The 20,175-nt window shown below is 51.7% G+C and carries 24 protein-coding genes and 4 pseudogenes; 7 read left to right on the top strand and 21 right to left on the bottom strand.

The window, feature by feature from the left end; translation table 11 throughout:
* Nucleotides 1-227: 227 nt before the first annotated feature.
* From IPL71_RS11020 to IPL71_RS10990, 7 genes are all read left to right on the top strand, one after another.
* Entirely contained in the window at nt 228-944 is a 717-nt protein-coding gene (locus tag IPL71_RS11020) for a BatA domain-containing protein (RefSeq protein ID WP_345321521.1), read from the top strand.
* Nucleotides 945-1,190: 246 nt separating this feature from the next.
* A complete protein-coding gene (locus IPL71_RS11015) occupies nt 1,191-1,829 on the top strand; it encodes a hypothetical protein (protein ID WP_345321519.1) in 639 nt (212 codons plus the stop codon).
* Nucleotides 1,830-1,902: 73 nt separating this feature from the next.
* Nucleotides 1,903-2,100 carry a hypothetical protein gene (locus tag IPL71_RS11010; protein WP_345321517.1) on the top strand — a complete coding sequence of 66 codons (198 nt, stop codon included), beginning with the start codon at nt 1,903-1,905 and terminating at the stop codon, nt 2,098-2,100.
* A 3-nt stretch (nt 2,101-2,103) separates the two neighbouring features.
* A complete protein-coding gene (locus IPL71_RS11005) occupies nt 2,104-2,490 on the top strand; it encodes a four helix bundle protein (protein ID WP_345321515.1) in 387 nt (128 codons plus the stop codon).
* A 41-nt stretch (nt 2,491-2,531) separates the two neighbouring features.
* Nucleotides 2,532-3,092 carry a VWA domain-containing protein gene (locus IPL71_RS11000; protein ID WP_345321513.1) on the top strand — a complete coding sequence of 187 codons (561 nt, stop codon included), beginning with the start codon at nt 2,532-2,534 and terminating at the stop codon, nt 3,090-3,092.
* A gap of 183 nt (nt 3,093-3,275) precedes the next feature.
* On the top strand, nt 3,276-5,093 hold the full coding sequence (locus IPL71_RS10995) for a VWA domain-containing protein (RefSeq protein ID WP_345321511.1): 1,818 nt from the start codon (nt 3,276-3,278) through the stop codon (nt 5,091-5,093).
* Nucleotides 5,074-5,403: a hypothetical protein gene (locus tag IPL71_RS10990; protein WP_345321510.1), complete on the top strand. Its 330-nt coding sequence runs from the start codon at nt 5,074-5,076 to the stop codon at nt 5,401-5,403. Before IPL71_RS10995 ends, IPL71_RS10990 begins: the two co-directional genes overlap by 20 nt.
* 49 nt (nt 5,404-5,452) lie before the next feature.
* On the opposite strand, the gene IPL71_RS10985 is transcribed toward IPL71_RS10990, so the two are convergent.
* From IPL71_RS10985 to hisD, 21 genes and pseudogenes are all read right to left on the bottom strand, one after another.
* Nucleotides 5,453-5,827 carry a hypothetical protein gene (locus IPL71_RS10985; RefSeq protein ID WP_345321508.1) on the bottom strand — a complete coding sequence of 125 codons (375 nt, stop codon included), beginning with the start codon at nt 5,825-5,827 and terminating at the stop codon, nt 5,453-5,455.
* Nucleotides 5,824-7,188 (bottom strand): hypothetical protein, encoded by a 1,365-nt coding sequence (locus tag IPL71_RS10980; RefSeq protein ID WP_345321506.1) that lies wholly within the window; start codon nt 7,186-7,188, stop codon nt 5,824-5,826. The genes IPL71_RS10985 and IPL71_RS10980 overlap by 4 nt, the downstream gene beginning before the upstream one ends.
* Nucleotides 7,163-7,645 carry a hypothetical protein gene (locus IPL71_RS10975; protein WP_345321504.1) on the bottom strand — a complete coding sequence of 161 codons (483 nt, stop codon included), beginning with the start codon at nt 7,643-7,645 and terminating at the stop codon, nt 7,163-7,165. Before IPL71_RS10975 ends, IPL71_RS10980 begins: the two co-directional genes overlap by 26 nt.
* Complete coding sequence (locus tag IPL71_RS10970; RefSeq protein WP_345321502.1) at nt 7,642-8,148, bottom strand: hypothetical protein; 507 nt, start codon at nt 8,146-8,148, stop codon at nt 7,642-7,644. The genes IPL71_RS10975 and IPL71_RS10970 overlap by 4 nt, the downstream gene beginning before the upstream one ends.
* Nucleotides 8,145-8,687, bottom strand: coding sequence for a hypothetical protein (locus IPL71_RS10965; protein ID WP_345321500.1), 543 nt, complete (start codon nt 8,685-8,687; stop codon nt 8,145-8,147). Before IPL71_RS10965 ends, IPL71_RS10970 begins: the two co-directional genes overlap by 4 nt.
* The gene (locus IPL71_RS10960) at nt 8,642-8,974 is read right to left on the bottom strand and encodes a hypothetical protein (RefSeq protein WP_345321498.1); all 333 of its coding nucleotides are present in this window, start codon (nt 8,972-8,974) and stop codon (nt 8,642-8,644) included. The genes IPL71_RS10965 and IPL71_RS10960 overlap by 46 nt, the downstream gene beginning before the upstream one ends.
* A 2-nt stretch (nt 8,975-8,976) precedes the next feature.
* Nucleotides 8,977-9,660 carry a hypothetical protein gene (locus IPL71_RS10955; protein ID WP_345321496.1) on the bottom strand — a complete coding sequence of 228 codons (684 nt, stop codon included), beginning with the start codon at nt 9,658-9,660 and terminating at the stop codon, nt 8,977-8,979.
* 3 nt (nt 9,661-9,663) lie between these two features.
* The gene (locus tag IPL71_RS10950) at nt 9,664-9,885 is read right to left on the bottom strand and encodes a hypothetical protein (protein ID WP_345321494.1); all 222 of its coding nucleotides are present in this window, start codon (nt 9,883-9,885) and stop codon (nt 9,664-9,666) included.
* Nucleotides 9,855-10,019 (bottom strand): hypothetical protein, encoded by a 165-nt coding sequence (locus tag IPL71_RS10945; protein ID WP_345321493.1) that lies wholly within the window; start codon nt 10,017-10,019, stop codon nt 9,855-9,857. The genes IPL71_RS10950 and IPL71_RS10945 overlap by 31 nt, the downstream gene beginning before the upstream one ends.
* Before the next feature lie 565 nt (nt 10,020-10,584).
* Entirely contained in the window at nt 10,585-10,803 is a 219-nt protein-coding gene (locus tag IPL71_RS10940) for a hypothetical protein (RefSeq protein ID WP_345321491.1), read from the bottom strand.
* 675 nt (nt 10,804-11,478) lie between these two features.
* Nucleotides 11,479-11,987, bottom strand: a pseudogene (gene epsC, locus IPL71_RS25895) (serine O-acetyltransferase EpsC); the annotation flags it as partial.
* An 87-nt stretch (nt 11,988-12,074) separates the two neighbouring features.
* Nucleotides 12,075-12,578, bottom strand: a pseudogene (locus IPL71_RS10930) (pyridoxal-phosphate dependent enzyme); the annotation flags it as partial.
* Between the two features lie 272 nt (nt 12,579-12,850).
* Nucleotides 12,851-14,125, bottom strand: a complete 1,275-nt coding sequence (locus IPL71_RS10925) for a hypothetical protein (protein ID WP_345321488.1) — start codon at nt 14,123-14,125, stop codon at nt 12,851-12,853.
* Nucleotides 14,122-14,397 carry a phosphoribosyl-ATP diphosphatase gene (gene hisE, locus IPL71_RS10920; protein ID WP_345321486.1) on the bottom strand — a complete coding sequence of 92 codons (276 nt, stop codon included), beginning with the start codon at nt 14,395-14,397 and terminating at the stop codon, nt 14,122-14,124. Before hisE ends, IPL71_RS10925 begins: the two co-directional genes overlap by 4 nt.
* Nucleotides 14,398-14,462: 65 nt before the next feature.
* A complete protein-coding gene (hisI, locus tag IPL71_RS10915; protein WP_345321484.1) occupies nt 14,463-14,813 on the bottom strand; it encodes a phosphoribosyl-AMP cyclohydrolase in 351 nt (116 codons plus the stop codon).
* A gap of 35 nt (nt 14,814-14,848) precedes the next feature.
* Complete coding sequence (gene hisF / locus IPL71_RS10910; protein ID WP_345321482.1) at nt 14,849-15,604, bottom strand: imidazole glycerol phosphate synthase subunit HisF; 756 nt, start codon at nt 15,602-15,604, stop codon at nt 14,849-14,851.
* A 44-nt stretch (nt 15,605-15,648) separates the two neighbouring features.
* Nucleotides 15,649-16,302: a 1-(5-phosphoribosyl)-5-[(5-phosphoribosylamino)methylideneamino]imidazole-4-carboxamide isomerase gene (locus tag IPL71_RS10905; RefSeq protein ID WP_345321480.1), complete on the bottom strand. Its 654-nt coding sequence runs from the start codon at nt 16,300-16,302 to the stop codon at nt 15,649-15,651.
* A 22-nt stretch (nt 16,303-16,324) separates the two neighbouring features.
* Nucleotides 16,325-16,396 (bottom strand): annotated as a pseudogene (locus IPL71_RS10900) (hypothetical protein); the annotation flags it as partial.
* Nucleotides 16,393-17,010, bottom strand: coding sequence for an imidazole glycerol phosphate synthase subunit HisH (hisH, locus tag IPL71_RS10895; RefSeq protein ID WP_345321479.1), 618 nt, complete (start codon nt 17,008-17,010; stop codon nt 16,393-16,395). The pseudogene IPL71_RS10900 and the gene hisH, both read right to left, overlap by 4 nt.
* Before the next feature lie 5 nt (nt 17,011-17,015).
* Nucleotides 17,016-17,637: pseudogene (hisB, locus tag IPL71_RS10890) on the bottom strand (imidazoleglycerol-phosphate dehydratase HisB).
* 82 nt (nt 17,638-17,719) lie between these two features.
* The gene (gene hisD / locus IPL71_RS10885) at nt 17,720-20,173 is read right to left on the bottom strand and encodes a histidinol dehydrogenase (protein ID WP_345321478.1); all 2,454 of its coding nucleotides are present in this window, start codon (nt 20,171-20,173) and stop codon (nt 17,720-17,722) included.
* Between the last annotated feature and the right edge of the window lie 2 nt (nt 20,174-20,175).

The following is a 20,175-nucleotide window of genomic DNA, read 5'->3' as shown; positions in this document are numbered from 1 at the left end:
TAGCGTTATTGTTTGAGAGAACCTAGAGATTCAATTGAAAAACAACATCAGCGTAAAAACCGCGCCTAACAAAGTGTGCATTTGACGCTGGGGATTCTGCGCAAATCCCAAGCAGTTTACTACGCCTTTTCATTTTTCTGACTGGACGGCTTCGCCGTCCCCGCCCCAGCGCAGGTAACGCAAACCGATAGGTTTCATCCTTCATAATTCATCCTTCATCCTTTCAAATGCAATTCCTCACCCCGCTCGCCTTCGCGCTCAGTGCGCTCGCCATTCCCATCCTTCTGCTTTACATGCTCAAACTGCGCCGCAGACAGACGCAAGTCTCTTCAACTCTGCTTTGGGAACAACTCTTGCGCGACAGGCAGGCGAATGCTCCGTGGCAAAAACTCAAACGCAATCTTTTACTTTTTCTTCAATTGCTCATCCTCGCCGCGCTGGTCTTTGCGTTGGCACGCCCCGCCCTGCAAACAAAAGTCGTCGCATCAGGATCCGTCATCGTGTTGTTGGATGCGTCCGCTTCGATGAATGCGACGGATGTGACTCCATCCCGTTTTGAGGAGGCGCGGAAATCCGTGCTGGCTCTGATCAATGGACTGACAAACGCTTCATCCATGACCCTGATCCTGGTTGCAAAAACCCCGCAGACCTTGATCGCCGCTGAATCAGATTCGTCCCTGCTCAAAGCAGCGCTGACCAAAGCACAGGTCACGCAAGGCAGCGCGGATTGGGAAGCCGCGTTCGCGCTGGCCGCAGGCGCAACCCGCAACAGCACGTCCCCCACCATCGTCATCATCTCTGATGGCGGCCTCCCCGAAAGCGGATTGCCTCCTGCCCTGGCGAAGTGCGTTATATTCCCATTGGAACGGGCAATGACAACATCGCCATTTCTGCGCTGGCGTTACGCGCTGAAAACGGCGTTCCGCAGCTATTCGCAGAAGTGACCAATTACAGCGCAGCCAATCGCACCGTTTTGCTTTCGCTTTATCGCGGAGATGAATTATTCGATGCGCGTCAATTGAATATTTCTGCAAATTCGAAAACAAGCGTTTCGATGGAAAACCTGCCTGTGACAACGGCGGTATACAAAGCGCATTTCCGACCCCGCAGACGCCAACAAAAAATTAGATTCGCTTTCACAAGACGACACCGCTTTTGCAATTTATCAATCGTCCGCAGCGAGACGTGCGTTGTTGGTTTCAAAAGGGAATTTATTCCTCGAACAATTATTGGCTTCACTCCCGGGCATTCAACCCTTCCGAGCCCTGCCCGCTGACGATGGAACTCTGCAGATCCCCAACGACCCGTTTGACTTGTATGTCTTCGACGGGTACGTTCCTGCCGAGTTGCCAAAGTCAAATTTACTGCTCATCAACCCGCCGACGATCCTTTTTGAAGTCGGCGATGTATTCAAAGAAATGGGCGAATTTCAAGTCAACGAACATGCGCTCACTCAATTTGTGGACTGGAAAACCGTCCACGTGTTGCAGGCGCATAAAGTGACCCTGCCAAATTGGATGAGTGTTCTGATCGAAACCGATGACAATCCACTGGTATTTGCAGGCGAAACGAACGGACAGAGAATCGCCGCCTTGTCATTTGATTTACGCGAAAGTGACCTGCCCTTGCAGATCGCGTATCCGATCCTTTCTCCAACCTCATCAATTACCTCGCGCCGCCCAGCGCATTTGACTCGTCACAATCTCTGCAAGCTGGTGAAAGCCTTTCCTCGTCCCGCAAACGGATGCAAAACAAGTGATCGTTTCTTCGCCTTCAGGCATAATCTATTCCGTGCCGCCCGGGCAAAACCTGTTCAGCAACACCGATGAACTCGGCTTTATGCCGTGAATTTCATCACCGAAACCTCCACCCGCGCCGGAATATTTCGCCGTCAATCTTTCGATGAAGCCAGGTCAAACATCCAGCCGCGCGAAAAGCCTGCAACTTGGCAGCACATCCGTCACACCGACCGTTTCCCAGCAGATCGGCTTGCAAGAATTCTGGAAATGGATGGCGGGTTTTGCTTTGGTCATTCTGATGATCGAATGGCAGGTGTTTCATCGCAAACCACTAAGGATAAGGATGAAGGCTGAAGGATAAAGGATGAATAAAATCGGAGAAAAGACAAATATGGAAAAAGCGGCCCGCTTGATCTACAAACCCGAACCTCTGACTTCGCATTGCGGATCGTCAAGCTATCTGCGAAAACAACAGAAGCGCAAGTCCTCGGCGGCGACTCTCCGTTCTGGCACATCCGTAGGCGCAAATTATCGTGAAGGAAATCGCGCAAAATCCGACGCTTATATCGTTAACAAATTCGAGTCCGTTTTGCAAGAATTGGACGAAACCGGTTATTGGCTCGATCTGCTGGTAAAAAGCGGCATTCTACCTTCCAAAAAAGCCGAGGAACTTATCAAGGAAACCAATGAACTTCTCGCAATTTTTACAACCATAGTGACTAAAATAAAGAAAAGAATGGGAAAGATTTAGCACTTTTTTCATCCTTCATAATTCATCCTTCATCCTTTCCAATGCGTTTCACTTCTCCGCTCTTCCTTCTGCTTCTTCTCTTCCTGCCGATCACTGTCTGGCTGGGGTATCCTGCTGCGGGTCAGTCAAGGAAGCGCGAACCTACTTCGTTAATTCTGCGGCTTGTGATCGTCCTATGTTTGATTCTCGCCATCTCTGGATTGGAAATCGTCCAAAGCGGTGATAACCTTGCCGTCGTCTTTCTCGTGGATGTTTCAGACTCCATGCCGCAACAAGCGGTGGATGCGGAAGTGGGCTACATCCTCGAGGCGCTGCAATCCATGGGCGTGGACGATCAAGCCGCGGTGATTCTTTTCGGCGCGGACGCATTGGTGGAGCGACCGATGTCAGCACTGAATGAACTCGCCGAGATCACATCTGTACCGATCACAAACCAAACCGATCTCGCGGAGGCGATTCAGCTCGGGCTGGCGATGTTCCCATCCGGTTTCGCAAAACGCATGGTGATTCTCTCTGACGGCGCGGAAACCACTGGTAATGCGGCAAGGCCGCCGAATTCGCTGCAGCTTCCGATGCGCAGATCGTCGTTGTCCCGTTTGTGAATCAGATTGACGCCGAAGCCCTCGTCACCGAAGTGGATGCGCCGACGCATTTACGCAGCGGCGAAAATTTGATTTGAATGTTTCCATTCAAGCAAACCAATCCATGCAGGCGACTGTGCGCGTGTTTTCGCAAAGCGAAATGATCTACGAAGGCGGCATGATCTGCATAAAGGCCTGCAAACCTTGAGCCTGCCGCTCACCGCGCAAGACCCTGGCTTTGTCACGTATCAGGTGCAGGTCACGCCTCAACAAGATGCCTTCTATCAAAACAATCGGCTGGATACGTTCTCGCAGGTGGAAGGTCCGCCGCGTATTTTAGTGGTGGCCCCGCCCGAAGGTGAAGTAATTCCTGGCGGTGAGATCCGCCCCGATGAAACTTCATTACTGCTGGCTTCGCTCACATCCGCAGGCTTTGATGTGAAGATGATCGCGCCGAACCTCCTGCCTGCTGATTTGCCCACGCTCGCGCAATATAACTCGGTTGTGCTGGTAGATGTCCCTGCGCGGCAGCTTGACCGCAATCAAATGGAAACCCTGCAATCTTATGTGCGCGATCTCGGCGGCGGACTTGTAGCTGTAGGCGGGCCAACCAGTTATGGCGTCGGCGGCTATTATGGCACGCCACTCGAAGATGCCTTGCCTGTGGATATGCAAATCAAAGACGAAAAACGCCGCCCGTCACTGACGATTGTTTTTATTATTGACCATTCTGGAAGCATGTCTGAAACCAGCGGCGGCGTCACCAAACTCGAACTTGCCAAAGAAGCCGCAGCACGTTCGGTGGAATTGCTTTTCCCGAATGACCATGTCGGTGTGATCGCATTCGACGATACCGCCAGCTGGGTGGTGCCGATCACCGATCTGCAAAACCCTGCTGACATAGTCAACGCTATCGGTACAATTCAAATCGGCGGCGGCACCGATATTTACGCAGGCCTGCTCGCCATGTCGAAGATTCTGCCCGATGATCCGTCAAAAGCCAAACATGTCATTCTACTTACCGATGGCGGCGCAGACATCACTGGCATTCCCGAACTTGTGAAAAAACTGTACGAAGAAAATGGCATCACACTTTCCACTGTTGGCGTTGGCAACGATGCCGCGCCTTTTCTGAAAGACATCGCCGCAATCGGCGGCGGCCGTTATCACTTCACCAATAACGCGAGCACCATCGCCACCATCTTCACCGAAGAAACCACACTCGCCACGCGCGCCTACATCGTCGAAGAATCATTTTTCCCGACTCTGGTCAATTCGTCGCCGATTCTCGCCAACATCACCGAAGTGCCGCAACTACACGGTTATGTTGCCTCCAGTGCAAAAGACCTCGCACAGGTGATTCTCGAATCAGAAAAAGGCGACCCGATCCTCGCCACATGGCAATACGGCCTCGGTAAATCCGTGGCATTCACTTCCGATGCAACGGGCCGTTGGGCGCGTGATTGGGCACGCTCTGAAATTTTCCCAACCTTTTGGGTGCAGGCCGTGCGCTACACCATCAACGACTCGCTCAACTCCGCGCTGCAAATGAGCATCGACACACAAGGTGAAAACGCCAGCATCACCCTCGACGCGCGCGACCGTGCGGGCGGTTTCCTCAACGGCTATCAAGTGGAAGCCAGCATCGTCGCGCCGAATGGCGAAGCGCAAACCGTTATATTTACGCAAACCGCGCCCGGGCGATACGAATCCGCATTCACGCCAACCGAACAGGGAATCTATCTCATTCATTTTTCGGGGACAGCTGACTCTGAAGTGAATCCGCCTCTTTGCAGAGACGACAGGGTGGGCATTATCCTACTCACCAGAATATCAGCGCATCGAATCGGACCCGGACCTGCTCCTGCGTCTATCGGCATTGGCCAACGGGCAAGTTGCTTCTCCCCTCCCAGCAGACGTTTTCAAGCACGACCTGAAAGCCACCCGCGCCACACAGCCAATCGCCCCGTTGCTGCTGTTGATTGCCGCATTGCTCCTTCCCGTGGATATCGCCATCCGTAGACTCATCGTCACAAAGACCGATCTGCTTCGCCTGCGCGAATGGGTACAACAAAAGACCACCCTTCGACGTGCTCAGGGCGAAGTACCCGCACAAACAAGCCCGCAAATGGAAGCGTTGTTCAGCGCGAAGAGTCGCGTGCGTGACAATGCGCCTGTGACAAGAGTCGATTCATCGGCGCAGGAAATGCCTGTTGAAACAGATTCAGTCTCGAGGCCAGAAAAAGAAGCGCGGGAGACTCCATCGAAGGTGGAAGAATCCACATCGACCACATCCGCATTGCTCGCCAGAAAAAAGAATATTCGAAAATAAAAATGTGCCCCGAAAATTCGGGGCACATTTTTTCAAGCAATGCGTTCTGTTAATGGATGTTGTTCGTCACTCCAGATACAGGCGTGAACCATGCTTGCGGATTCCCGTCATTGAACTGGAAGAGGACGTTGGACGGCAGCAATTCCATGCCATTCGTGAAGGCGTGCCAGCTGCCCGTGTAATATTGCGCGCAGGTTCCAGTGGCCGAGGTTACCTTGCCCGTCTGGAATGCAACAGTTTCGTTGAGGCCAGTGTTCTGCCATCTTTCAGCGTGGGTAAAGGCATAGTCCATGCTGAACAAAATGTTGGCAGGCAGCAATTCCATGCTGACTTCACCGCCAGAGGTTGTGCCGAAGGTGTGCCATGAACCCGTGTAATATTTGACCGTGCCGGTGTCCATCAGGGCACCAGTGCTATCCTTCAATTGCACCACGATCTTTTGGTTTGGAATAACACGGTTGCGTTGCCGCCGGTATCCTGCCATTTTTCGTTATGGACGAATTGATTGTCCATGCTGAACAGGATGTTCGCAGGCAGTAAGTCCACATTCACTTTGCCGCCTGAGGTGCTGCCAAGATCATGCCATGCACCTGTGTAATATTTGACCGTGCCGGTGTCCATCAGCGCGCCGCTGCTGTCCTTCAATTGGACTTCAACGTTCTTCATCTGGAAAACAACCGTGGCATCTGTAGTGGTGTTTTGCCATTTTTCATTGTGCACGAACTGATTGTCCATGCTGAACAGGATGTTGGAGGGCAGCAATTCCATGCTGACCTTGCCGCCGGAGGTATTGCCAAGATCATGCCAGGCGCCTGTGTAATATTTGACCACACCGGCATCGACAAATGCTCCGCCACTGTTCTTCAGCTGCACTTCAACCTTTTTAGTCTGGAACAGAACGATCGGATTGGTGGCGATATTCTGCCACTTTTCGTTGTGCGTGAACGCATAGTCCACGCTGAACAGCAGGTTGGTTGATGTCCCAGGGAACCCAAAAGCTATCAGTCCGCTTGCATTTGTATTGCCAACGGGATGCCAACTGCCGTCATAATATTTCACCACGCCTCCGGCCAGCGCCGCGTTCGCGCTATTGACCAGCTTGACCACCGCGAGGCTGTAGGTGCAGGTATTCCCGGTGCAATTGATATCATCGAGGATAAAGGAATCTGCTCCGATCTTGACCACCACATCATAGGTGTTCTTGAGCAGCACCATCGTAGTGGAATTGTTCTGGTAGGTGCGGTTTTCTACATCGCCGCCTGCGGCTGTGCCAGCCACATTATCGGTCACTTTGACATAGACATGCACACCGGTCTTGCCGGGGAATTTGAGCGTAAAGGTTGCAACAATGTTTTCGACCACACAGGTATTCCCTGTGCAATCCACAGCGTCGATGACCTTCTGTTTCGCGCCCTTGACCACGACCACGTCGTAGGTGTTCTTCAAAACCACCATGGAGGTTTCGTTGTTCTTATAAGTGCGGTTCTCCACATCACCGCCAGTGGCTGTGCCAGCAATGCTGTTATCCACCTTCACATAGGTGTGGACGCCGCTGATGCCAGGGAATTTCACCGTTAGTGTTGCGACGATATTCTCCACCATGCAGGTCTCGCCTGTGCAATCCACCGCGTCGATGATCTTTTGCTTCGCACCCTTGACCACAATCACATCGTAGGTATTCTTCAATACCACCATGGATGCTTCGTCATTCTTGTAGGTGCGATTCTCCACATCGCCACCCGATGCGCCTGCCACGCCGTCATTCACTTTGACGTAGGTGTACACCGGCAATGCCGGGGAATTTCACGGTCAGTGTAGCGACGATATTCTCCACCACGCAGGTTTCGCCCGTGCAATCCACCGCATCGATGATCTTTTGCTTCGCACCTTTGACCACAACCACATCGTAGGTATTCTTCAATACCACCATGGATGCTTCGTCATTCTTGTAGGTGCGGTTCTCCACATCACCACCAGATGCGCCCGCCACACCGTCATTCACTTTGACGTAGGTGTGCACACTGGCAATGCCGGGGAACTTCACGGTCAGTGTAGCGACGATGTTTTCCACCACGCAGGTTTCACCCGTGCAATCCACCGCGTCGATGACTTTCTGCTTCGCACCCTTGACCACCATGACATCATAGGTGCTCTTCAACACGACCATCGAGGTTTCGTCATTCTTGTAGGTGCGGTCTTCAACACTTCCACCAGCGGCTGTACCAGCTACGCCGTCATTCACCTTGGCGTAGGTATGGACACCCGCAATGCCGGGAATTTCACCGTCAGCGTGGCCACGATCTTATCCACGGTGGCCCAACCGCCAAGCACGGTCACATTGTCAATGAGCTTGGTCTGAGAGCCCTTCACCACGATCACATCGTAAAAACCGTTGGGCAGATCGGCAAAGACAGCCTGATCGGTCTTATAGGTTTGAGACGCAACCTGTGTCCCGGTCGCCGTTCCCGCAACGTTATCGCTCTTGCGCACATAAGTATGCACACTGGTAATTCCGGGGAACTTCACAGTAAGGCTGGCCTTATCCAGAGTACAAGTCAAGGCCGTGCAATCCACATCATCATAGATGAACGAGTCGCTGCCCTTCACGACCAGCACATCATAGAAACCACGCAAAACGATCATGACCGATTCATTGTTCTGCCAGGTGCGCTCTTCCACAGCTCCACCCGTGGCTGAATTGCTGATTGAATCGGGCATCTTGACGTAGTTATGAATTCCCGTCATTCCGGGTATTTGATGGTCAATGTGGCAACGATTCCCTCTACAAGGCAGGTCTCGCCGCTGCAGTCAACATCATCGGCAACATAGGTCTTCGCGCCCTTGACCACAGAAACATCGTAGGTGCCTTTGAGCACGACCATCTCAGACTGGTCATTCTTCCAGGTGCGTTCTTCAACGCCTCCGCCGCCAGCAATATTCACGACGCCATCGGGCATCCGAGCGTAGGTGTGGACTCCGCCAATGCCGGGGAATTTCACGGTCAACGTGGCGACGATTCCATCTACCTGACAACTGGTGCCGGTACAATCGACATTATCCACCACGTAGGTTTTCGCGCCTTTGACCACCTGCATCGTAGGTGCCTTCAGCACGACCATCTCAGATTGGTCATTCTTCGAGGTGCGCTCTTCAACGCCCCCGCCGCCAGCAGTATTAGCAACGCCATCAGGCATCTTTGCATAGGTATGGACACCGCCAATGCCGGGGAATTTCACGGTCAACGTGGCGACGATATCCTCCACCAGACAGGTGTCACCGGGCAATCCACATCTTCCACAAGATAAGTTTTCGCACCCTTGACCACAGAAACATCATATGTGCCCTTGAGCACGGCCATCTCAGATTGGTCATTCTTCCAGGTGCGCTCTTCCACGCCTCCACCATCGGGCATCCGAGCATAGGTATGGACTCCGCCAACGCCGGGGAACTTCACCGTCAACGTAGCGACGATACCATCCACGAGACAGGTTTCGCCGGTGCAATCCACGTCATCTACAACATAGATCTTTGCGCCTTTAACCACCTGTACATCAAAGGTGCCCTTGAACACGATCAATTCAGCCTGGTCGTTCTTCCAGGTGCGCTCTTCAACGCCCCGCCGCCAGCCGTGCCAGCGACACTATCAGGCATCTTTGCATAGGTATGGACACCGCCAATGCCGTGGAATTCAACAGTCAGCGTGGCAATGAGTCCGTCCACGGTTTTATCGCCGAGCAAAATGACGTTGTCAACGATCTTGGTCTGTGCGCCCTTCACCAATACGATGTCATACACATCGTTGGGTACATCGGCAAAGATCGCTTCATCATTCTTCCAGGTCAGAGATGCAACTTGAAGCCCGTTTGCGACGCCATTAACACCATCGCTCTTCTTCAAATAAGCGTGAACGCCGCCGATCCCCGGGAATTTCACAGTCAGGTCGCCTGTTGAGAAATCGCATTCAGGCACAGTCACAGTGACCTGTGTTCCGTTGATGAGGAAGGTCCGCGTACCAGCAAACATTTCCATGGCTGGTTTGGTAAATGGATACCAACCACCGTTGGCGCTGCCATGGTTGATCGAACCACTATAGTTGATCGCAACTTTCGTGGTCGTGAATGTTACCAGCGAGTCACCCTGCTCAACCACTGTTGCAGTCTGCAGCGGCGAAGAAGTGTGATCTGCCGACGCATAGAATGTGCGGTCGTAGCTGGGAACAATTCCTTGAAACAAGGCCATCACTGCCGGTTGTGCCAAAGGTCAGAATCCGCCATTGACACTGCCGTAGGTGACAGCCGCGCCTTCGATCGCAACGCCCGGACAAGTCTCCACTTTCGCTTTGACCAGAACGGTCTCGAAAACGACTTCATCATCGCCATCGAAAACCAGCGCTTGCGAAGTGGATGTCGAGGCGTTGTAACTGGCATAGAAATGGTAGTTCGTGCCAACGGTCAGGTCTGAACGGCTGATCGTGCCATCCACCCTGTCGTGCCAAACGTCTGCCAGCCAGCATTGGGGCTGCCAACTGCGTACGTAATGACAGCGCCTTCGATGGGATTGCCAAGGCTGTCCTGCGCTTTGACCGTCAATTCGGGCGTGGCAACTGCTTCCTCCACATCAAAGCGAACTGCGGGAACATAGCCAGTCCAGCCTGTGTCACGGCGGAAAACACCAACTCCGCCTGCACCACCGTCCGCATACCAACCTGCGTTTTAGTGTTCAAGAAAACAGCATCTGGCTCCACATCGGTTCCTGTGCTGGGGCCAATCGTATTTACAGCGCGAAGTTAAGCGAGTTGTATGGGCCAGGCACTCCCATTGGGTATATCCCAGCCGTCTGAGTATTCGATGCGATACCGTAAATGATCCTTATCGGGCAGAGACAATGCCTTCACCGCTCAAATCAAATACGACATTGAAGGCAAATCCATTAGTAGCAAGTGCCATTGGCCGCCTTCCATGCAAAACCCGCACCGTACCCGGATCCGGGCAGGAAGGATCTCCTCAGGCCGCCATTGCATTACAAAATCCTGGGTCACACTTGCGATCAATGTTCCAAGAGCAGCGGTACAGCACCGCTCTTATCCACATTGTAGATGTTGAGGTGAGCGGGAGGAGAAAACCCATCAGCGGGCATATCTGGATACTCTGGAATGCCTTGCCCAATTACTCAGGGTTACCGTCACACTGAAAGGTTACGGCTGTTCCAGCAAACTGAATATGATCGCCGAACTCCTGCCGCCTGTTGAGCCTGATAAGGCTGACTGGGCAAATTTCCAGGCAGTGGATCGGGAATGCTGTTAAAAACAGATTCACTTGTGGCCGTTACGTTTTGAATCGATAGCGCGGTGAAGATAAGCATCACCACAACCATCATGCCGAAGTACTTGACTCGTTTCATGTTTTCTCCCTTTCAAAAACATAGACTTAATGAACAAATGATAGACTATTCAAGACACCCACTCTACTTTCTTCGATGAGCCACCTCTTCTTTCTTGAAATTAAATTAAAAACCGACCACTCGGGCCGGTTTCGCTATTAGCTCCCCAAAGATCTGTCCATTTTGTCTATTACGACAGGACAAGCGACCAAATCAGGTCATTGGATCGTTGCTTCCAAATCACATATTCAATTGTCTTCTTATATCTAAAAGGAAATCCCTGTTCCACCAATAAACAAACCCGTGTTTTTCAATCCCTGCTTTCATTCTTCACTGGGTTTATTTCACGGTGGATTACTTCTAAATTCCCACACAAGGTACTAAAGTAAAATCAGTATACAAGAATAAATTTGTAAATACAAGTACTTTTTGTAAAAAGTTTATTAATGGACAATTCACACATTCTTTGTCTCACAAAACAAATTTTTTCACCGTATATCGAAGCATACAAAGATTCAAAACAGATTAAATCGCAAAATCCTCACCATGCCAGATGCCATGATCGGATGTATGCAAAGCCGGAGAAATGGTAGTGTGACCGTCCAATCTTTTTCGAGTTTCTCCATATGGGATACCAATGCCGCAAGTGTCTCGCCAATGGTATCGGGAAGGAGACCATGCTCAAGGTCGGGCTTGTCACCATCGCCTTCTCCTGACTGCGGACAATGATCTGCCCGGCACTCCGATGATCACCGAGTTTGGCGGGGATGATTTCACCACAACCGCATTCGCACCGATACGGCTATGTGCACCGATGGTAATTGCGCCCAAAACTTTTGCTCCCGCACCGATGACAACATGATCTTCAATCGTGGGATGGCGTTTGGTCTTTTGCAGACTGGTGCCGCCCAAGGTAACCCCGTGATACAGTGTGACGTTCTCACCGATTTCCGCAGTTTCACCGATCACAACCCCCATGCCATGGTCAATGAAAAAATTACGACCAATGGTTGCGCCGGATGGATTCGATCCCGGTCATACTACGGGCCAGTTGGGAAAGCCAACGAGCAATTTGAAACCACCCTTCCACAGGCGATGGGATAGGCGGTGTATCCAAATGGCATACACACCAGGGTAGCATAAAGGATCTCCCAAACGCTTCGGGCGGCGGGGTCGCGATCTAATACAGATTGAACATCTTCTTTGAATGGTTTTTAAGCATTTTTCTCATTCATGTATGGAGGCACAGCGGCCTGAAGGCTCAGGACAAGCGCTGTGTCCCTACGCCTTTTTTATAAGGTCGGCTGTGCTTCGGCAAGATCAGCAAACAGCGGAGTGGACAAATAGCGTTCACCGAACGAAGGGATTATCACTACGATCAGCTTGCCAGCATTCTCAGCACGGTTTGCCACCTGCAAAGCTGCCCAGGTCGCTGCACCGGAAGAAATGCCTACAAGCAGACCTTCCTCACGCGCCATGCGGCGGGCAGTTTGAAAAGCATCCTCATTCTTCACGCGGATAATTTCGTCGTAGATCTTGGTGTTGAGAATATCAGGTACAAATCCCGCACCAATACCTTGAATCGGATGTGGACCTTTTGCACCACCCGACAGAACTGGCGAAGCATCAGGCTCAACAGCAATCGCCTTGAAGGATGGCTTGCGCGATTTGAGCACTTCACCCGTGCCGGTGATGGTTCCGCCGGTACCGATGCCTGAAACCAGAAAATCGATCTTTCCATCGGTGTCGCGCCAGATTTCTTCGGCGGTCGTTTTACGATGGATTTCAGGATTCGCACAGTAACGTGGTTCAAGCGCACCAAGGGCGTATTGCCGATCAGATCTGTAACGTTATTTGCGATTTTCATGCTGCTCTCCTTAAATATGATTTTGGTTTTTAAATAAATAAAACGGCTGTCTGCCAACCGGAATAAATCCCGGTTTACGCAAACGATGGGCGCAATTCGCAAGCCATACCGGCAGGGGGGCGGACCCCCCCCCCCCCCCACGGCAGTTCAGCCGTTTTTATGTAAGAGGCAGGGGGGTAGCGGCCCCGCCAGTATACACATTCAGTTCAAAATTCTAGTGGTCTCATCATTGCCTTTAGAAGGTGTGATTCCTTTTTTTCTTACCTCAGGGATTGTCCGACAGATATTCCAGATGGATAACATCGAGTCTAAACGGGTGTGCATTATAACCACAACAATTTTTTTTGTAAGTTCCGGTGGCGCGATCAGTTCTTCCCAATTTTCAAAATGCGGGATACCTGCCTGCATAAATGCTTCGATCTTTGAAGCACTTCCAGATGTTAGACCAATAGTTTGAGTGGGGACATTGAATCCATTCTGGCGGAGGATTTCTCCCGCCGCATGTGTGGAGCGTATTCCGCCCATCGTATCTTCCACAACGAACAATTCAAATTCACGCGGCAGGCTGGCAAAAACACCATCAAGTTTGCCCGTTTGGTGCCAATCTCCCGCGGACTGTAATCCCGCCCATTCATCTCCAGTTAACGCTGCCGCAGTCGCCGCCAGCGCATGGACGGGGGACGGCTTGATCAAAGCGCTCGCATCAAGTCCGCGCTTGGCGGCGAGGTATTCCAGATTCCCAAAAGCAATTAATGGAATATCGGCAAGCCCTACCAGCTCAAATGCAATCTCTGCTTCGGGTGCATACCCAAAATGAGAATCATCCACTTCACGCGGCGGCGCGGATGGGCGTGCCGTCAGCCCTGCCAGATGAATATTCGGCTGACGAAGTTTTGCGAGGATCGCATCATTGATATTGGAACGGTCATGCGTGTGTAATAGCGATTCAGTTTCAACTTCAGCGGGCAGGTTGTATGTTTTGCTGAATACAGCACTTCCCAACGAATAATGCTGAAACAAACGCATTGTCTGTGAGAAATTCACATTCCGCGACTGGCTCAAAATATTTAGCCGTAGATCCATTGGAATGAAAGGGAAGCATCCATGTTGCATTGCCGCTTCGGCGGGATATTGACCAGCGATAAATTCAAATTCAGGGATGACCAATTCCTGCGGCTTGTACCCGTTCATGTTGTGCCCAATAATGACAGCAGCAGAAAATAGATCCGCAGGTAGTTTCAAGCCTGGGCGATGTTCGAGGATGTCATTCCACAAAGTAGCCAGCAACAACGGAACCATGTCCCACTCGCTGAAAATCCCGCGCTTCTCCAACTCTGCCAGTTTTTCCTCTGGAAAATCAAAATGCGATAATCCCATCAGACTGGCAAAGTGATTTAGCGTGGCGTGCAACGCGGCACGATACCCACCGTGATGGACAAGCACGCCGTCAATATCAAGCAGGATCACCTTTTTCATTTATGACGCTTCTCCAACTCCGCCACGATGTGGGCGGGAGTCAATCCGCGTGCCGCCAACAAGACAAGCGTGTGATAGGTCAAGTCAGCCACTTCTTCAATGAGACGTTGATCTTCCTGTGCCAGCGCCGCCACGACAACTTCCGTCCCTTCTTCGCCAACTTTTTGCGCGATCTTCGGCAAGCCTTCATTGAAAAGACTTGTTGTGTAGGATTTTTCGCTCGGATTATTTTTGCGGTCTTGAATTACATCAAACAGCCATTGAATGCTCATTTTTCTCCTGTTTGACGATGGATAACAGACGACTGAAGTTGGAAATCGTTCAACCATCACTCTCGTCAACCGTCCGTCGTCATGCTTCTATAAAAACACGTCCGCTCGCCAGTATGGCATGCCGCCCCCGCAGGGTTGACCAATACCAACAGCGTATCCTCATCACAATCCACGCGGATTTCCACCACGCTTTGAATATTCCCCGAAGTCGCACCTTTGTGCCACAATTCACTGCGACTGCGTGACCAGAACCAAGTCTCGCCTGATTCAATCGTCAAGCGCAAAGACTCAGCATTCATCCACGCCATCATCAATACTTCGTTTGTAAAAGCATCCTGCACAATTGCAGGGACAAGTCCATTGCTATCATATTTTATCTGGCTCAATAACTCTTCTTTCATCTTTCCTCTTTCCATGGCTGACCACCGTGACTGACCACTTTCTCCTTCTTTCACTCCCCTACAGGCACACCCCAGCCCCTCAACTCCCGTTTCAACTCAGGTATCAACAACTTTCCATCGTGAAACAGCGAAGCCGCCAACGCCGCATCCGCGCTACCTTTGGTGAGTACCTCCGCAAAGTGGAGCGGAGTCCCAGCGCCGCCAGAAGCAATGACAGGCACAGAGACCATATTTGAGATAATACTTGTCAATTCGATGTCATAGCCTGCAAGCGTGCCGTCTGCATCCATGCTGGTGAGTAGGATTTCGCCCGCGCCCAACTCCACGCCGCGTACTGCCCATTCAACGGCATCAATGCCAGTTGGGGTTCGCCCGCCAGCCACATACACTTCCCAGCTTGAGCCATTTCTGCGTGCGTCAATTGCCAGCACAATGCACTGCGCTCCAAACCGTGCCGCACCTTCAGAAAGCAACTCAGGTCGTTTCACCGCCGCCGAGTTGACACTGACCTTGTCCGCGCCAGCCAGCAGTAAATTGCGCATATCGTCCACTTCGCGGATTCCGCCACCGACCGTCAGCGGCATGAAGACAGTCTCTGCCACGCGGCTGACCAATTCCAGAGTGGTCTTGCGTCCTTCATGCGTTGCGGAAATATCAAGGAACACCAACTCATCCGCGCCCTGCTCATCATAAAGACGCGCCTGTTCCACAGGGTCACCTGCATCACGCAGGTTTACAAAATTCACACCTTTTACAACGCGCCCGTCTTTGATGTCAAGACAAGGAATAATTCGTTTTGCTAACATAAACCTCCAATCGGTTGAAAGTTGCAAGTTGAAAGATTTGCAAGTTAAGAACTGTAATCTGTCAACTTTTCAACCTTCAAACCTGTAACGCCTTTCAAATCAACCGTTCCATCATACAGCGCTCTTCCGATAATACACCCCGCCAGCCCAGCATCCTTCGCGGCCCTCACATCATCGATCGTATGCACGCCGCCAGAAGCGATCACATCAAGTCCGCTGCGTTCAGCCAACTCGCGGGTGGACGGGATGTTCAGCCCGCTGCCCAAACCGTCCCGACTGACATCTGTAAAGATAACAGTACCCAGCCCAACGGTCCGCATTTGAAGCGCGAGGTCAATTGCCGAGACTCCGCTGTTATCCTTCCATCCCCGCGTGCGGACGAGTCCATCGCGTGCGTCAATCCCAACTGCAATTTGTTCAGCGCCAAAACGAGTCAACGCATCTGCCACTATCGCGGGTTGCTCAATTGCGATCGTTCCTAAAATGGCGCGGCTCACACCCAATTTCAAAACATCCGCAATTGCATCCATCGAACGAATGCCGCCGCCAAATTGCACGCGCGCGCCAAGTTTCAAAATAGACTCAAGCGCAGCGCGGTTTGCATTATCGCCTTCGCCAAACGCGCCATCGAGGTTTACAACATGCAGCCATTGCGCGCCCATCACCCAGCCACTTTCGCGCCGTCTCCGCGGGGTCATCGCTGTACGATGTCATCCGCGCGGGGTCGCCTTCTTTCAGCCGCACAACTTTTCCGCCGCGCAGATCAATTGCAGGATAGATCGTAAAGCTCATGACGCCTCCACAAAGTTTTTCAAAATTTGCAGCCCAACCGCCTGACTCTTTTCAGGGTGGAACTGCACGCCGAAAATATTTTCACGCCGCACCGCACACGCATAATTGATCCCGTAATCGGTTGTTGCAATTACATCGGATGAATCTCCCGCCTGACAATAATACGAGTGATTGAAATAAACATACGCCTCATCTTTTATCTGATCAAAGAGCAGCGCATCATGCTTAACTGTGAGTTGATTCCACCCCGTATGCGGAATCTTCACTGATAGTGAATCAGCAAACTTCACCACCGTGCCCTTCAGCAACCCCAAACCTTCATGGTCGCCCATCTCTTCGCCGATCTCGAACAAGGCTTGCATCCCGACGCATATCCCAAGCATTTGCACACCGCGCGAGACAACTTCCTTCACCGCATCATGCAATCCCCGTGCCCGCAGCCCAGACATAAAATCGCCGAACGCACCTACGCCAGGCAAAACGATCCGCCCTCCAGATAAAACCTTCTGCGGGTCATCCGTACGAATCACGTTTGCGCCAACATTTTCCAGAGCCTTCTGCACCGAGCGGAGGTTCCCTGTGCCTGCGTCTATCAAAATAATTTCTTTATTCATCACCTTCATCCTTGCGTGCATTCTGTCATTTCGTTTGCTTTCAAACTTCCTTTTGTAGATGGGATTGTCCCGCCGCGTCTTGGGTCGAACTGAGTTGCCATATCCAGCGCGCGCGCCCATGCCTTGAACAATGCCTCAGCCTGATGATGATCGTCGCGTCCGTACAAAACCCGTGCATGGAGATTGCAGCGCGAGGTCACGGCGAAAGACTCAAAGAAATGCGGGAACAACGTCGTTGGGATATTGCCAACATAAGGCGAGTGCCATTCCGCTTGAATGACTGCGTATGGGCGCCCCGATAGATCAATGGCGACGTGAGCCAGAGTCTCATCCATCGGCGCAAAACTATCTCCCATGCGGACAATGCCCTTGCGGTCACCGAGAGCCTTATCAAAGGCTTGTCCCAACGCCAGCGCCACATCTTCCACCGTGTGATGGACGTCAATGTGCAGAGTCGCCCTTCGCTTGGACATTGAGATCGAATAACCCATGTACTGCAAGGTGAGTCAACATATGGTCGAGAAATCCAACTCCTGTGGAAACCTCATGTTTGCCTGTGCCATCCAGATCCAGTTTGATGGTAATTTGTGTTTCATTTGTCTGTCGTGATATTTCTGCGGTTCGCATATTTCTCCTTTGGTTGAAGGTCAAAAGTTAAAGGTTTGAACGACTTTCGACCTTCGACTTTTTTATAACTTTTTCAACGCTTCTAACAAACATCCGTATCTTGGGGCCTGCCCACACTAATGCGGATATTGTCTCTCAGCCCAGGCTTGTTGAAATAGCGGATAAAGACTCCGAATTCCTGCGCTAACCTTGCCTTGAGTTCTGCTGCATTACGTCCATCCACTTGGCAGAGAATGAAATTTGATTGCGTGGCATACGGTTTCAAATACGGTATCTTCTGCAATTCCGTCATTAAGCGGGTTCGTTCGGCTTTCAGAAGCTCAACCGTCTTTGCCAACTCATCGGTATGTTCAAGTGAAACTTGCGCCGCAACACTTGCGGCCACGTTGATATTGTATGGCTGTTTGGATTTCCACAAGGTGGGCATCAGCCAGAGCGGAAATGCTCCGTATCCAACCCGCAGCCCTGCCAACCCTGCCCATTTGCTAAATGTTCGCAGAACCACCAAATTCTCCCGTGCAGGGACTTCACGAATGCGGCTCAAACTTGCGCCGAGATTTTCACCTGCAAATTCAATATAGGCTTCATCCAGAACGATCAAAGTCGGCAATTCGAGTAATTCGTCAATTGTCTTTGCGTCAAGAACAGAACCGTCTGGATTATTGGGTGACGTGATAAAGAAGAGCTTCGGCTTGTGAGTTTCAACTGCCTTACGAATGGCATCCATGTCCAGCGAAAAATCTGCGCGGCGTGGGACTTCGACACAGCGGGCGGCGTTGAGTTCTGCATCAAAAGAGTACATGCCAAAGGTGGGCGGACAAGAAAGAATGCAATCATTCGGTTCAAGGAAGACGCGCATCAGCAAGTCGAGCAATTCGTCCGCGCCTGCGCCAGCCATGAGATATTCAGCAGGAACGCCAGTAAATTCCGCGAGTGACTTTCGCAAAGCGCGGCTTTCAGGGTCGGGATAAATATGCGGAAATTCCATGTTCGCCAACGCCTCGCGGACAACTTTCAGCGGGCCGTATGGATTTTCATTGGCATCCAATTTGACGATCTGATCTGGGGTTCGTCCGAGGCGTGCGGATAAAACCTCAAACGGTTCGATTGGGGCATAGGGCGGAAGGGATTCAAGGTGAGTGCGGATTTTCATGAGTTTTCCTTTGACGATTGACCATGGACAACGGACGATGCAATTGATCATGGTCTGTGGTCTATTGTCCGTCGTCCGAATCGTCCGCAACAACGCCGCATTCGCATGTCCATCCAACCCTTCTGCTTGGGCGAGAGTTGCGGCGACTGGGCCAACAGCCTGCGCGGTCTTGTCATCCAAAGCCACCAGGCTGACGATCTTCACAAAGTCCCACACGTTGAGCGGGGACGCAAATCGTGCAGATCCGCCCGTCGGCATCAGCACTTCAAAGGAATGTTCACCGACGAAGACTCCGCCCGCGTTGTTTACTTTCTCCACCCAGTTCCACGGCTCATTCACAGACAGCGCAAGATGTTCGGGGGCGTAATCATTTGCCAATTGAACGGCTTCTTCGAGGTCGCGGGTCAACACTGCGCCGCCGCGATTTTCAAGGGAGGCAGTGATGATCTCTGCGCGGCTGCGGTCTTCCAACTGTTTGCCGACTTCGATCTGTACTTTTTCAATTAATGATTGCGAGGGAGTTAATAAAATAGCGGAAGCTAAAAAGTCATGTTCGGCTTGGGCAAGCAAATCTGCGGCGACCCATGCAGGGTTCGCGGACTCATCGGCGACGACCACTGTTTCGGTGGGGCCAGCTAATCCGTCAATGCCAACCACGCCGTAGACTTGTCTTTTTGCCAATGTGACGAATAAATTTCCCGGCCCGAAAATTTTATCCACTGGGCGGACGGTTTCAGTACCATACGCAAGTGCGGCGATGGCTTGCGCTCCGCCGAGCGGATAGATTTCGTCCACACCAGCAACGGCGCAGGCGGCGAGGATGATCGGGTCAATGGGAGCTTCGGAATTTGCGAATGCTTTATTTGGCGGAGTGACAACTACAATTTCTTTCACGCCCGCAACATGCGCAGGAATGGCGCTCATCAAAACTGTGGACGGCAACGGAGCTGTGCCGCCTGGGACGTACAAGCCCACGCGCTGAATGGGGCGGATGATCTGTCCGATCGTGCCGCCGAGTTCGTTTGTGAACCATGAGGTCAGCGGCTGTTTGCGGTGAAAGGCTTCCACGCGGGCGGCAGCTTTTTCAAGCGCTTCACGTTGCGCGGGCGGCAGCGAATCGAATGCAGCTTGGATCATGTCTTTCGAAACGGGAGCAGGCTTGAGGTCGATTGAATCGAGGCGCTTTGTCCAATCTTGAAGGGCAGCATCGCCGCGAGTCCGCACATCCTTCAAAATTTTTGTGACGGCTTGTTCCGCTGTCAAAGATTCACCGAAGAGATTTTTGATTCCATCCAGCACGCGTTGGCTGATTGGAAATTCATCGGGCGGCGTGCGCTTGAGAATGGAATGTCTTGCAGTTTGCGGATCATATTGTTTTAGCATGG

Source organism: Candidatus Villigracilis proximus, assembly GCF_016717045.1.
GTDB lineage: Bacteria > Chloroflexota > Anaerolineae > Anaerolineales > Villigracilaceae > Villigracilis > Villigracilis proximus.
Note: the sequence above shows the minus strand (reverse complement) of the source record. Positions and strands in the feature narration are given on the sequence as shown.

Excerpts from the sequence above, each read along its gene's own strand:
- IPL71_RS11020 (WP_345321521.1), top strand. The coding sequence starts at position 228 with ATGCAATTCCTCACCCCGCTCGCCTTCGCGCTCAGTGCGCTCGCCATT.
- IPL71_RS11010 (WP_345321517.1), top strand. The coding sequence starts at position 1,903 with ATGAAGCCAGGTCAAACATCCAGCCGCGCGAAAAGCCTGCAACTTGGC.
- IPL71_RS11005 (WP_345321515.1), top strand. The coding sequence starts at position 2,104 with ATGAATAAAATCGGAGAAAAGACAAATATGGAAAAAGCGGCCCGCTTG.
- IPL71_RS11000 (WP_345321513.1), top strand. The coding sequence starts at position 2,532 with ATGCGTTTCACTTCTCCGCTCTTCCTTCTGCTTCTTCTCTTCCTGCCG.
- IPL71_RS10970 (WP_345321502.1), bottom strand. The coding sequence starts at position 8,148 with ATGACGGGAATTCATAACTACGTCAAGATGCCCGATTCAATCAGCAAT.
- IPL71_RS10940 (WP_345321491.1), bottom strand. The coding sequence starts at position 10,803 with ATGAAACGAGTCAAGTACTTCGGCATGATGGTTGTGGTGATGCTTATC.
- IPL71_RS10925 (WP_345321488.1), bottom strand. The coding sequence starts at position 14,125 with ATGAAAAAGGTGATCCTGCTTGATATTGACGGCGTGCTTGTCCATCAC.
- hisE (WP_345321486.1), bottom strand. The coding sequence starts at position 14,397 with ATGAGCATTCAATGGCTGTTTGATGTAATTCAAGACCGCAAAAATAAT.
- hisI (WP_345321484.1), bottom strand. The coding sequence starts at position 14,813 with ATGGAAAGAGGAAAGATGAAAGAAGAGTTATTGAGCCAGATAAAATAT.
- hisF (WP_345321482.1), bottom strand. The coding sequence starts at position 15,604 with ATGTTAGCAAAACGAATTATTCCTTGTCTTGACATCAAAGACGGGCGC.
- IPL71_RS10905 (WP_345321480.1), bottom strand. The coding sequence starts at position 16,302 with ATGACCCCGCGGAGACGGCGCGAAAGTGGCTGGGTGATGGGCGCGCAA.
- hisH (WP_345321479.1), bottom strand. The coding sequence starts at position 17,010 with ATGAATAAAGAAATTATTTTGATAGACGCAGGCACAGGGAACCTCCGC.
- hisD (WP_345321478.1), bottom strand. The coding sequence starts at position 20,173 with ATGCTAAAACAATATGATCCGCAAACTGCAAGACATTCCATTCTCAAG.